At 62.7% G+C, this 12,836-nt stretch carries 11 protein-coding genes and 1 riboswitch; of the genes, 9 read left to right on the forward strand and 2 right to left on the reverse strand.

What is annotated here, in order from left to right; all coding sequences use genetic code 11:
* Window positions 1-48 precede the first annotated feature (48 nt).
* Window positions 49-450, reverse strand: coding sequence for a hypothetical protein (locus J3P93_RS20785; RefSeq protein WP_434591381.1), 402 nt, complete (start codon window positions 448-450; stop codon window positions 49-51).
* A 49-nt stretch (window positions 451-499) separates the two neighbouring features.
* Complete coding sequence (locus tag J3P93_RS20790; protein WP_434591384.1) at window positions 500-733, reverse strand: hypothetical protein; 234 nt, start codon at window positions 731-733, stop codon at window positions 500-502.
* 112 nt (window positions 734-845) lie between these two features.
* Window positions 846-946, forward strand: a riboswitch (guanidine-I (ykkC/yxkD leader).
* Between the two features lie 63 nt (window positions 947-1,009).
* Here J3P93_RS20790 and J3P93_RS20795 point away from each other — a divergent pair.
* The 9 genes from J3P93_RS20795 to J3P93_RS20835 all read left to right on the forward strand — a co-directional run bounded on the left by J3P93_RS20795 (window position 1,010) and on the right by J3P93_RS20835 (window position 12,806).
* Entirely contained in the window at window positions 1,010-2,077 is a 1,068-nt protein-coding gene (locus tag J3P93_RS20795) for a putative urea ABC transporter substrate-binding protein (protein WP_434591387.1), read from the forward strand.
* A gap of 18 nt (window positions 2,078-2,095) precedes the next feature.
* The gene (locus J3P93_RS20800) at window positions 2,096-2,911 is read left to right on the forward strand and encodes an ABC transporter permease (protein WP_434591389.1); all 816 of its coding nucleotides are present in this window, start codon (window positions 2,096-2,098) and stop codon (window positions 2,909-2,911) included.
* On the forward strand, window positions 2,908-3,696 hold the full coding sequence (locus tag J3P93_RS20805; protein ID WP_434591391.1) for an ABC transporter ATP-binding protein: 789 nt from the start codon (window positions 2,908-2,910) through the stop codon (window positions 3,694-3,696). The genes J3P93_RS20800 and J3P93_RS20805 overlap by 4 nt, the downstream gene beginning before the upstream one ends.
* 25 nt (window positions 3,697-3,721) lie before the next feature.
* Entirely contained in the window at window positions 3,722-4,447 is a 726-nt protein-coding gene (locus J3P93_RS20810; RefSeq protein WP_434591394.1) for an urea amidolyase associated protein UAAP1, read from the forward strand.
* An 11-nt stretch (window positions 4,448-4,458) separates the two neighbouring features.
* On the forward strand, window positions 4,459-5,100 hold the full coding sequence (locus J3P93_RS20815) for an urea amidolyase associated protein UAAP2 (protein WP_434591397.1): 642 nt from the start codon (window positions 4,459-4,461) through the stop codon (window positions 5,098-5,100).
* A 279-nt stretch (window positions 5,101-5,379) separates the two neighbouring features.
* Window positions 5,380-9,027, forward strand: a complete 3,648-nt coding sequence (uca, locus tag J3P93_RS20820) for an urea carboxylase (RefSeq protein WP_434591400.1) — start codon at window positions 5,380-5,382, stop codon at window positions 9,025-9,027.
* A 14-nt stretch (window positions 9,028-9,041) separates the two neighbouring features.
* Window positions 9,042-10,814: an allophanate hydrolase gene (gene atzF, locus J3P93_RS20825; RefSeq protein WP_434591403.1), complete on the forward strand. Its 1,773-nt coding sequence runs from the start codon at window positions 9,042-9,044 to the stop codon at window positions 10,812-10,814.
* 281 nt (window positions 10,815-11,095) lie between these two features.
* Window positions 11,096-12,583, forward strand: a complete 1,488-nt coding sequence (locus tag J3P93_RS20830) for a sensor domain-containing diguanylate cyclase (protein WP_434591406.1) — start codon at window positions 11,096-11,098, stop codon at window positions 12,581-12,583.
* A gap of 4 nt (window positions 12,584-12,587) precedes the next feature.
* Window positions 12,588-12,806, forward strand: a complete 219-nt coding sequence (locus J3P93_RS20835; protein ID WP_434598456.1) for a cysteine-rich CWC family protein — start codon at window positions 12,588-12,590, stop codon at window positions 12,804-12,806.
* Window positions 12,807-12,836 lie beyond the last annotated feature (30 nt).

A 12,836-nucleotide genomic window follows, 5' to 3' on the forward strand; every position in this document is an offset into this window, starting at 1 on the left:
GGCATAAAAAAGCGGCGCTCGATGCGCCGCTTTTTCATTTGCCGGTAATTACCAGCGATTGCCACGGCCGTTGTAATCACGGCGACCGCTGTGCCAGTCGTAGTTGCCGCGACCGCGGTGGTCATTGTCCCAACCGCCGCGACGGTGGCCTTCCCAGCGTCCACGATCGTTGCCGTGCCAGCGGCGGCTTTCGTAATAACGCGGGGCCGGTTGGTAGTAGCGCGGCGCCTGGTAGTAGCGCGGTTGCTGGTAATAACGGGGTGCGGGCTGATAGTAACGCGGCGCCGAATAGTACGTGCTGCCGCCCCGGTAATACGTGCCACCTGTGTTGTAGTAGGCCGGTGCGGGTGATGTGTACACCTCGGAGTAATACGAGTCCGCGTAGGAGTACGGGACGCAACCGGCAACGGAAAACATCAACGCAGCAAGCAGAAGAATTCGTCTATACATGGCGGCCTCCTGGACCGCGGGTGGGCCACACCAGCGACGCTGGCAGGCATCAGCCGTTTATCGGTGACTGACGAAAAATCAGACAGCGATTTCGGCATCTGGTGCGTTCCTGCAACAAGTTGAAACAAGTGATCGATGAAAGGTTATTCACATGCGAAAAGCCGTCATTCATCCGCTGATTGATGGTCGTGATCGGTAAATTCGCCGCGCTGATATCGACGCCCTCGAGCGCTGCACAACGGTGCAGCCGCGCACCAACACAAAGCGCATCGAAACCGCTCAATCATTACCACCGCCAGCCAGCCCCCGAGCCAGAGGCTTCTTGCCGACTTGGCACGCCTCTCGCTTTAGCAACCTTGTGCAGGAGTCATCACAGGTTCGCGGCACCACAATTTGCAATGGCTGACTAGGGTTCCGGCTCGCATGTGCGAGTGGCTGGTCCGAGAGTTGGCGACCTCCAGTTGAGGTTACACGGCGGGACAAAAGCCCGGGAGACAAGCCACCGTTCGCGGTGCCGCGTTGCCTTCCTGTCCGCCCTCGATCAACTGGAGAACTCACCATGACCCGACTACGTTTGCCCGCCCTGCTCGCCGCCGCATTCGCCGCGCTGCTCAGCACGCAATCCCCCGCCGCCCAGAAAGACCACTTCAGCGTGTGCTGGACGATCTACGCCGGCTGGATGCCATGGGAATACGCCGGCAGCCAGGGCATCGTCGACAAATGGGCGAAGAAATACGGGATCAAGATCGACGTCGTACAGCTCAACGACTACGTCGAATCAATCAACCAGTACACCGCCGGCCAGTTCGATGGCTGCACCATGACCAACATGGATGCGCTGACCATTCCGGCCGCCGGCGGCGTCGACAGCACCGCGCTGATTGTCAGCGATTTCTCCAATGGCAACGACGGCATCGTCCTCAAGGGTGAAGGCAGGAAGGTCGCCGATCTCAAGGGCATGGACGTCAACCTGGTCGAGCTGTCGGTCTCGCACTACCTGCTGGCCCGCGCTCTGGACTCGGTGGACCTGACCGAAAAAGACCTGAAAGTGGTCAACACCTCCGATGCCGACATTTCCGCCGCTTTCAACACCGATGAAGTCAAGGCCGTGACCACCTGGAACCCGATGCTCTCGGACATCAAGGCCAAACCGGTTGTGACCGAGGTGTTCAACTCCAGCCAGATTCCCGGCGAGATCATGGACATGATGGTGGTCAACAGCGCCACCCTAAAAGACAACCCGGCGCTGGGCAAAGCGCTGACCGGCGCATGGTTCGAAGTGGTCGCGCTGATGAACGCGAAGAACGCTGCGAGCAAGGCCGCTCTGGAGCACATGGCCAAGGCCTCGGGCACCGACCTCGCCGGATTCCAGGCGCAACTGGACACCACAAGACTGTTCGCCACGCCAGCCGAAGCGCTGAGCTTCGCCACCAGCAAACAACTGCCGGACACAATGCGCAAGGTCGCCGAATTTTCCTTCGAGCACGGTTTGCTCGGCGAAGGCGCGAAAGACCCCAGCGCGGTCGGCATGAGTTTCGCCAACGGCGTGACCAGCGGCGACACCGGCAATCTCAAGCTGCGTTTCGATCCGACTTACGTGCAGATGGCCGCCGACGCCAAGCTGTAAGCCACGGAGGATTTGGCCATGCGCCTGATCAATCGCCACCCGGATCGACCGAGTCGCCTGTTGCTGGTGCTCTTGCCGTTCGCCCTGGTGCTGTTCGCCTATTTCACCGGCTCGGCCGAGCGTCTGGCGGACAACCCCAACGACAAACTGCTGCCCAGCGCCGTGCAGATGACGGAGGCGGTGAAGCGCCTGGCTTTCAGTGCCGACAGCCGCACCGGTGAATACCTGTTGTGGCAGGACAGCGCGTCGAGCCTGCGGCGTCTGGCCATCGGCCTCGGCATCGCTGCACTGGCCGGGCTGTGCCTGGGCATTGCCGCCGGCACGCTGCCGCTGTTTGGCGCACCGTTGTCGCCACTGCTGACGGTGTTGTCGATGGTGCCGCCGCTGGCGATCCTGCCGATTCTGTTCATCGTGTTCGGTCTGGGCGAGTTGTCGAAAGTCATGCTGATCGTGATCGGCATCACCCCGGCCCTCGCCCGCGATCTGGAACAGCGCGCCCGGGAAATTCCCGTGGAACTGCTGATCAAGGCACAGACCCTCGGCGCCTCGACCTGGACGCTGATGCTGCGCGTGGTGCTGCCGCAGTTGCTGCCGCGTCTGCTGATTTCGCTGCGGCTGATGCTCGGCTCGGCGTGGCTGTTCCTGATCGCCGCCGAAGCAATCGCTTCGACCGACGGCCTCGGCTACCGGATCTTTCTCGTCCGCCGTTACTTGGCGATGGACGTGATTCTGCCGTACGTGGTGTGGATCACCCTCCTCGCCTGGCTGATGGACTGGGCATTGAAACGCCTGACGCTACGCACCTTCCCCTGGTATGAGGGGGCCGGCAAATGAGCTTCATCACGGTGAAAAACGTCTGGCAGCAATACGCCGATCAAGTCGTGCTGGAGGGCTTGAACCTGAGCGTCAACGAGGGTGAATTCTGCACCTTGGTCGGCGCGTCCGGCTGCGGCAAATCGACGTTCCTGCGCCTGCTGCTCGGCCAGGAAACGGCCAGTCGCGGCGAGATTCTGCTCGACGGCCAGCCGCTGGCCAGCGAGCCGGACGCCAGCCGTGGCGTGGTGTTCCAGCGCTACTCGGTGTTCCCGCACCTGAGCGTGCTCGACAACGTCGCCCTCGGTCTGGAACTGCCGCACGCGCCATTGCTCGGCCGATTGTTCGGCAGCGCCAAGCGCGACGCGCGCGAGCAGGCGGCGGCATTGCTGGGCAAGGTCGGCCTCGGTCATGCGTTGGACAAGTACCCGGCGCAGCTCTCCGGCGGTATGCAGCAACGGCTGGCGATTGCCCAGGCATTGATCATGAAACCGCGCGTGCTGTTGCTCGACGAGCCGTTCGGCGCGCTCGATCCGGGCATCCGCAAAGACATGCACACGCTGCTGCTGGAGCTGTGGCGCGAGACGCGCTTGACGGTGTTCATGGTCACCCACGACCTGTCCGAAGGCTTCAATCTTGGCACCCGTCTGCTGGTGTTCGACAAGGTTCGCCTCGACCCGCATGCCCCCGGCGCCTACGGCGCGCGCATCACCTACGACATCCCTTTGAACAGCGACCGCCGCGCCCAGCGCGCCGCCGTCGACGCCCTGCCGCTGCCCCTGGCCGGCACCCTTCGCACCGCTTGAGAGGACTGCATTGATGAACACGCCAATGACTGATTCGACCCGATTGTTCCCGCCCTTTGCTGAGGAAATGCTGCCCGGTGGCGGCCACCGTTCGTTCGTGCTCAAGCGCGGCCAACTGCTGCGCCTGACCGATCTGCGCGGCGGCGCCAACGTCAGCCTGACCCTGCTCAACGCCAACGAAAAAACCGAGCGGCTGAACCTGCCCGACAGCCTCAAATGCCAACACACCGCCAAGCTCACCAGCGGCCATTGCCTGTACTCGGACATGGGCCGCGTACTGGCCGCGATCACCGCCGACACCTGCGGCTGGAGCGACAGCCTCGGCGGCGTGCTCTGCGCGCAAGAAGTCGCCGAAAAATATGGACAGGGCCGTTATCAGGAATTGCGCAACGGCTTCTTCCGCAACGGCACCGACAACCTGTTGGTAGAGCTCGGCAAGTGGGGCCTGGGCCTGTCCGATCTGCTGATGACCCTGAATCTGTTCAGCCGGGTGAATGTCGATGAGGCCGGACGTTTGCACTTCGTCGAAGGCAATTCCAAGGCTGGCGACTACATCGAACTGTACGCGCCGATGGACACCCTGGTCGTACTCACCGCCCTGCAGCATCCGATGGACCCGGCGCCGGAGTACGCGCCCAAACCGCTGAAGCTCAGCTGGATGAACGCCGACGCCAGCGTCGCCGAGCACTGCCGCACCTCGCGCCCGGAAAACCAGCGCGGCTTCATCAACACCGACCGTTTGTTCGCCTGAGGATCGCTGCCATGTCCGTTGCAATCGCCACTTCGCCAAAACAACTCGACGCTGCGGTGTACCGCGCCACCATCCCGGCCGGCGAGCCGTGGCTGCTGGAGGTCAAGGCCGGCCAGACCCTGCGCATCCTCGATCTGGAAGGCAATCAGGCCATCGACACCTTGTTCTACAGCCTCGCCAATCCCAAGGAACGCTACGACGTGCAGCGCACCCTGCGCCGGCAGAACAGCGTTTATCTGAGCACCGGCAGCGTGCTGTATTCCAACCTCGGCCAGCCGATGCTGACCATTATCGCCGACACCTGCGGGCGCCACGACACCCTCGGCGGCGCCTGCGCGCAAGAAAGCAACACCGTGCGCTACGCCTTGGAAAAACGCTACATGCACAGCTGCCGCGACAACTACCTGCGCGCCTGCGCCCACGACGGTCGACTGGGCAAAGGCGACATCGGCCCGAACATCAATTTCTTCATGAACGTGCCGGTCACGGCGGATGGCGGGCTGACCTTCGAGGACGGCATTTCCGCGCCGGGCAAGTACGTCGAGTTGCGCGCGGAGATGGACGTGATCGTGCTGATCTCCAACTGCCCGCAGCTGAACAACCCATGCAACGCCTATAACCCGACGCCTGCGGAGTTGCTGGTATGGAACTGAAAATCAGCCGGTTGCGGCGTTGGCTTTTTAGCCTGTGCCAGGCGCGGTCCGGGCAGTGTGTGAAGAAGTGAATTCACACCAGAAACCATTGTAGGAGTGAGCCTGCTCGCGATTGCGGTGTATCAGCCACAGCAGTCTTGACTGCCCCACCGCTATCGCGAGCAGGCTCACTCCTACAGGGGATCCGAGGTGGTTGGTGAATGTTTTTTCCATCCGGGACGGCCCGGGTGTCTGTCAAAAAACAGCGGGACGGCCCGCTTCCCCTTCAGGGGTTATGCCATGTTCGAAAAAGTCCTGATTGCCAACCGTGGCGCCATTGCCTGCCGCATTCTGCGCACCCTCGCGCAGCTGCAAGCGCAAGGCGTGGCGGTGTATTCCGAGGCCGATGCCGCCAGCCTGCACATCCTGCAAGCCGATGAAGCCCACAGCCTCGGTGAGGGCGCGGCGGCCAACACCTATCTGGCGGTCGAGAAGATCCTTGCCGTCGCCCGGCAAAGCGGCGCCACAGCGATTCATCCCGGTTACGGATTTCTGTCGGAAAACGCCGCGTTCGCCGAAGCCTGCGAAGCGCAAGGCATCGCCTTCATCGGGCCAACGCCTGAACAGTTACGCGTGTTCGGCCTCAAGCACACCGCCCGCGCCCTGGCCAAACAGCACGGCGTGCCAATGCTCGAAGGCACCGAACTGCTCGACAGCCTCGACGCTGCGCTGATCGCTGGCGAACACGTCGGCTACCCGGTGATGTTGAAAAGTACCGCCGGCGGTGGCGGCATCGGCATGCGTGTGTGCCGCAGCGCCAGCGAACTGCGCGACTCCTTTGACGCGGTGAAACGTCTCGGTCAGAACAATTTCAGCGACGCCGGTGTGTTCATTGAGAAGTACATCCAGCGCGCCCGGCATCTGGAAGTGCAAGTATTCGGCGATGGTCGCGGCGAAGTCATCGCCCTCGGCGTGCGCGACTGCTCGGTGCAGCGGCGCAACCAGAAAGTCCTCGAAGAAACCCCGGCGCCGAATCTGCCGGACGGCATGGCTGAAGCACTTTGCGCGGCGGCGATCAAGCTGGCGAAAGCGGTGAATTACCGCAGCGCCGGCACCGTCGAATTCGTCTTCGACAGCGAGGCGCAGCGCTTTTATTTCCTCGAAGTGAACACGCGTCTGCAGGTCGAGCACGGCGTCACCGAACAGGTCTGGGGCGTGGACCTGGTGCGCTGGATGGTCGAACTGGCGGCCGGTGATCTGCCCCCGTTGAGCGAGCTGTATCGCGAGCTCCGACCCGAAGGCCATGCGATTCAGGCGCGGCTGTACGCGGAAGATCCGGGACGCGATTTTCAGCCGAGCCCGGGCTTGCTGACGGCGGTGCAATTTCCGCCGGCCAATGGTGTGCAGTTGCGCATCGACACCTGGGTCGAGGCCGGTTGCGAGATCCCGCCGTATTTCGATCCGATGATCGCCAAGGTCATCACGTGGGCGCCGACCCGCGAACAGGCGCGCACCGAGCTGCACCAGGCGCTGGGTGACAGCGTGCTGTACGGCGTGGAAACCAATCGCGATTATCTCAGGCAAATTCTCCTCGACGCGCCCTTCGCCAGCGGCGAACCGTGGACCCGTTGTCTCGAGAACTTGCTCTATCGCGCCAATACCTTCGAAGTGCTCAGCGCTGGCACGCAAACCAGCGTGCAGGACTATCCCGGCCGTCTCGGTTACTGGGCCGTCGGCGTGCCGCCCTCAGGGCCGATGGACAGCCGCGCGCTGCGCCTGGGCAATCGCCTGCTCGGCAATCCCGAAGGCGCGGCGGCGCTGGAAATCACCATGAGCGGGCCGTTGCTGCGTTTCAATTGCGAGGCGGTGGTGGCGGTAACTGGCGCGGAGCTGACGCTGACCCTCGATGGCGCAAACGTGCCGATGAACACCGCGCTGTTGATCCCGGCCGGCGCGACCTTGCACTTGGGCAGCATCAGCGCCGCCGGCGCGCGCAGTTATCTGTGCCTGCGCGGCGGCTTGCAGGTGCCGGATTATCTGGGCAGCAAAAGCACTTTCACCCTTGGCCAGTTCGGCGGCCACGGCGGTCGTGCGTTGCGTGCCGGCGACGTGTTGCACATACCAGCGCTGAGCGATCACAGCAGCGGTCAGCAACTGGCCGAACAGCACATCACTGCGCTGCCGGCCGTGCGCCAGATCCGCGTCATCTACGGCCCGCACGGCGCCCCGGAATACTTCACGGAACATTACATCGATACGTTTTTCGCCACCGAATGGGCAGTGCATTTCAACTCCAGCCGCACCGGCGTGCGCCTGATCGGGCCGAAGCCGGAATGGGTACGCGCGGACGGTGGTGAAGCGGGTCTGCATCCTTCGAACATTCATGACAACCCCTATGCGATCGGCGCGGTGGACTTCACTGGCGACATGCCGGTGATCCTTGGCCCGGACGGCCCGAGCCTGGGTGGGTTTGTCTGTCCGGTGACGGTGATCGAAGCGGATTTGTGGCAACTGGGGCAGCTTAAGGCGGGCGATAAAATCCAGTTCATTCCCGTCGACCTCGGCACCGCCCGCAACCTCGCCCTGAAATGGGATTCCCCCTGTGGGAGCCAGCCTGCTGGCGATGAAGTTGATGCGGTGTCTGGACGGGCGCCATCGCCAGCAGGCTGGCTCCCACAGGGTCGGGTGTCGCCTGTGGTTCTTGAGCTGAGCCGTGGTGATCAGCGACTGGTTGCGCGAGTGTCTGGCGACACTCATTTACTGCTGGAAATCGGCGAACCTGAGCTCAATCTCGTTCTGCGCTTCCGGGCCCACGCGTTGATGCAGGCACTGGAAAGCAAAAACCTGCACGGCGTGATCGACCTCACCCCCGGCATTCGCTCGCTGCAGGTGCACTACCAGCCCGAGCAACTGCCACTGGCCGATCTGCTCGGAATCATCGCCGGCGAGTGGGACGCGGTGTGCGCCGCCAAGGACCTGCAAGTGCCGTCGCGCATCGTCCATCTGCCGCTGTCGTGGGACGACCCGGCGTGCCAGTTGGCGATCGAAAAATACATGACCACCGTGCGCAAGGATGCGCCGTGGTGCCCGAGCAATCTGGAGTTCATCCGCCGCATCAACGACCTGCCGAACCTCGACGAAGTGCAGCGCACGGTGTTCGATGCAAGCTATCTGGTGATGGGCCTGGGCGACGTCTACCTCGGTGCGCCGGTGGCGACGCCGCTCGATCCGCGCCACCGTCTGGTCACCACCAAATACAACCCGGCGCGCACCTGGACAGCCGAGAATTCGGTGGGCATCGGTGGCGCCTATATGTGCGTGTACGGCATGGAAGGCCCCGGCGGTTATCAGTTCGTCGGGCGCACGTTGCAGATGTGGAATCGCTACCGCGAAGTCGCCGCGTTCGACGGCAAACCGTGGCTGTTGCGCTTCTTCGATCAGATTCGTTTCTACCCGGTCAGCGCTGAAGAACTGCTGCGCATTCGCCGCGATTTTCCGCTTGGGCGCTTCGAACTGAACATCGAACACAGTCAGCTCAACCTTGCCGATTACCAGGCATTTCTCAGTCGTGAAGCGCAAAGCATCAATGCCTTTCGTGCTCAGCAACAAGGCGCCTTCAACGCCGAGCGCGAGCGCTGGATCGCCAGCGGCCAAGCGCATTTCGACAGCGAAGAAGTACTCACCGAGGCCATTGAAGATGCGCCGCTGGCAGCCGGAGAACACAGCGTCGACAGCCACATCGCCGGCAATCTCTGGCAGGTGCAGGTCGAGGCCGGCCACCGTGTTGCCGCAGGCGATGTGCTGGTGATTCTCGAGTCGATGAAGATGGAAATCCCGCTGCTCGCGCCGCTTGCCGGGGTGGTCCGCGAGATACGCGTGCAACCTGGCTCGGCGGTGCGCGCCGGCCAGCGCGTCGTGGTGCTGGAACTCGACTCAAGCCCATTCTGAACAAGGAACCACTGATGAACCTGCAACTCGATGCCCTGCGCCAGGCTTACCGCAATGGCGACACCACACCGCGGCAATTGCTGCTGCAACTGCGCGAAAAAGCCGCCGCGCTGAACCCGGATTATCACCTGTTCATCCACCTGCTCAGCGTCGCAGAACTGGAGCCGTACCTTGCCGCCCTCGACGGCCGCGACCTCGACAGCCTGCCGCTGTACGGCGTGCCGTTCGCGATCAAGGACAACATCGATCTGGCCGGCATCCCGACCACCGCCGCGTGTCCGGATTTTGCCTACGTACCGCAACGCTCGGCGACCATCGTCGAGCAATTGCTGGCGCTGGGCGCGATACCGCTGGGCAAGACCAACCTCGACCAGTTCGCCACCGGCCTCAATGGCAGTCGCTCGCCGTATGGCGCCTGTCCGAACAGCGTTTTGCCCGAGTATCCGTCGGGCGGCTCCAGCGCCGGTTCTTCGCTGGCGGTGGCATTGGGCGTGGCGAGTTTTGCCTTGGGCACCGACACCGCCGGCTCCGGACGAGTGCCGGCGGCGCTGAACAATCTGCTTGGACTGAAGGCGAGCAAAGGCCTGGTCTCGACGGCCGGCGTGCTGCCGGCGTGCCGCACGCTGGACTGTGTCACCACCTTTACCGCAACGGCGCGTGAGGCCAGTCAGTTGCTGGCATTGACCGCAAGACTCGATCCGCGTGACGAATACAGCCGCCGCAACCCGGCGTGGAATGACGGCTCAGCGTTCGGCGCGCCACGGCCATTTCGCTTTGGCGTGCCGCGCGCGCAGGACCTCGAATTCTTCGGTTGCAGCGAAGGGCCGCGGTTGTTCGAAGACGCCATCGAACGGCTCAAGGCGCTGGGTGGCGAAGCGGTGGAACTCGATCTGTCGCCGTTTCTGCAAGCGGCGCGTTTGCTGTATGACGGGCCGTGGGTTGCCGAGCGCTACAGCGTTGCCGGTGAACTCATGGAGCACAATCCGCAAGCAGTCCTGCCGGTGATCCGCGCGGTTCTGGCCAAGGCGCCGGCGGTGACCGGCGTGCAGACGTTCCGTGCGCAGTATCGGCTGCAGGCGCTCAAAGCGATCTGCGATCAAGCGCTGGAGAACCTCGACTGCGTGCTGACCCCGACGATCGGGCGCCCGGTGACACTGGCCGAACTCGACGCCGAACCGGTGCTGCGCAACTCCGAACTGGGTTATTACACCAACTTCATGAACCTGCTCGACTACGCCGCCGTCGCCGTACCGAGCGGGTTCATGGCCAATGGATTGCCATGGGGTGTGACGCTGTTTGGCCGGGCGTTCACCGACCAATACCTGTTGAGCGTGGCGGATGCGTTGCAGCGTCAGCAAGACCCGGCCTCGCCGGTTCCGGCGAACGTGGCGCGCAATGATCGCGCGCGCATCGTCGTGTGCGGCGCGCACCTGCAAGGGCTGGCGCTGAATTGGCAGCTGACCCAGCGTGGCGGACGCTTGCTCGAAACCACGTTCAGCTCGCCGGACTATCAACTGTTCGCACTGGCTGGCGGCCCGCCATTGCGACCGGGCATGGTCCGGGTCAAGGACGGCGGTGTGGCGATTGCCGTCGAGGTGTGGGAGTTGCCGAGCAGCGAACTGGGTTCGTTTCTCACCGGGATACCGGCGCCGCTCGGGTTGGGCAAGGTGCAACTGGCGGATGGACGCTGGGAGAGCGGGTTTATCTGTGAGGCGTATGGATTGGAGGGTGCGGTGGATATCAGTCATCTGGGCGGATGGCGGGCGTATCTGGCATTCCGGAGCTGATCCGAACGGTCGCCCTCACCCTGGCCCTCTCCCCCAGGAGAGGGAACTGACCGCGGTGTTTCTTCGTTGGTCGCCATTCGCTGATACCGAGTCGATCACAATCTTTGCCATCACCACAATGAGATCCCTCTCCCTCCGGGAGAGGGCTGGGGTGAGGGCCTGCGATCTAACTGACACCCCGCAGAGTCAGATCCCCCGCCCTTTCCGGCACAAATCCCGCAGTCTTTTCCTGGCCATCCCACTAAAATGCTTGCCATCGGGCCACTGCGAACGGATCTGCCATGCCGCTTCGTTCACCGCTGTACTCGCAACGCTCACTGGTGCTGACCCTGGTCGCGCTGCTCGGCGCCGGTTTCCTCGCCACGTCGTTGCTGAGCTATTACGCCTCGCGGGCGTCGATTCGCGACAACATCGTCAACACCGAACTGCCACTGACGTCCGACACGGTCTATTCGGAAATCCAGAAGGATCTGGTCCGGCCGATCCTGATTTCTTCGATGATGTCGCGCGACACGTTCATGCGCGACTGGGTGGTCAACGGTGAGCAAAACCCGGAGCAGATGACCCGCTACCTCGACGAGGTCATGACCCATTACGGCGCCTACACAGCGTTTTTCGTCTCCGACAGCACGCACACTTACTATCACGCCAAGGGCGTGCTCAAACAGGTCAAAGTCGACGAGCCGCGCGACGCCTGGTACTTCCGTGTGCGCGACATGAAAGACCCGTACGAGATCAACGTCGACCCGGATCTGGCCAACAAGGACAACCTGACGTTTTTCATCAACTACAAGGTTTACGACTACCACGACCGGTTCATCGGCGCGGCAGGTGTCGGGCTGACGGTCGACGCAGTGATCAAGCTGATCGACAAGTATCAACAGCGCTATCAACGCAGCGTGTACTTCGTCGACACCTTCGGTCGCCTGGTCCTGACCGGCGCCGAGGGCGGACCGCAAGGTGCACACATCGGCCAGAGCCTCGGCGAGCTGGACAGCATGAAGGGCTTGATCAGCCAGTTGCCGAAACCGCACAGCGGCAGTTATGAATATTCCACTCACGGGCAGGGGCATTTTCTCAACGTGCGGTTTATTCCAGAGCTGAACTGGTACCTGTTCGTTGATAAACGTGAAGACGGCGCGTTGAGTGAAATCCGCCAGTCGCTGTACCTCAATCTGTTGATCTGCCTGCTGGTGACCTTGATCGTGCTGGTGCTGCTCAACCGCGTGATCAAACGCTATCAGAACAAAATCCAGGCATTGGCCACCCTCGACAGCCTCACCGGCCTGCCCAATCGCCGCGGCTTCGACATTCTTGCCGCGCAGGCCTTGCACGAAGCCCAGCGCGAGACCAGACCGCTGACTGCGCTGTTGCTCGACCTCGATCACTTCAAGGCGTTGAACGACACCCACGGTCATATGGCTGGCGATCAGGTGTTGCTCGGCTTCGCCCGCGATCTGCAAAGCTGTCTGCGCCATGCCGACATTGTCTGCCGCTGGGGCGGTGAGGAATTTATCGTGTTGTTGAAGGACACCGACGGCGACACCGGTCAGAAAATTGCCGAGAAAATCCGCCAGCACGTCGAACAACACGAATATGCCTACAACGGCCACAGTCTGAATCTGACCGTCAGCATCGGCGCCACCACCGTGCAACGCGATGACACCTTGCACAGTCTGCTGTCGCGGGCCGATCATGCGATGTACCGGGCCAAGCAAACCGGCCGCAACCGCACCTGCGTGGAAATGCCTCACTCGACTTATGCCTGACGATATTGCCAAACCCGACCTTTGCCCGGCCTGCGGCGCTCGCAACGACTGCAGCCTGGCCGACCCGCGCAAGGCCGACCGCGCATGCTGGTGTTACGGCGTGACGATCGACCCGGCGGTGCTCGAGGCACTGCCGCCAGCGCTGCGCAACCAGTCCTGCCTGTGTCCGCGTTGCGCGCAGGTCGAGGCGCAACTGCAAGCAGGCCGGCGCCCGATCCCGTAAGATGCGCGGCCGTTTAGCCGTTGAATGCTG

The organism is Pseudomonas sp. R3-57 (genome assembly GCF_051132065.1).
GTDB lineage: Bacteria > Pseudomonadota > Gammaproteobacteria > Pseudomonadales > Pseudomonadaceae > Aquipseudomonas.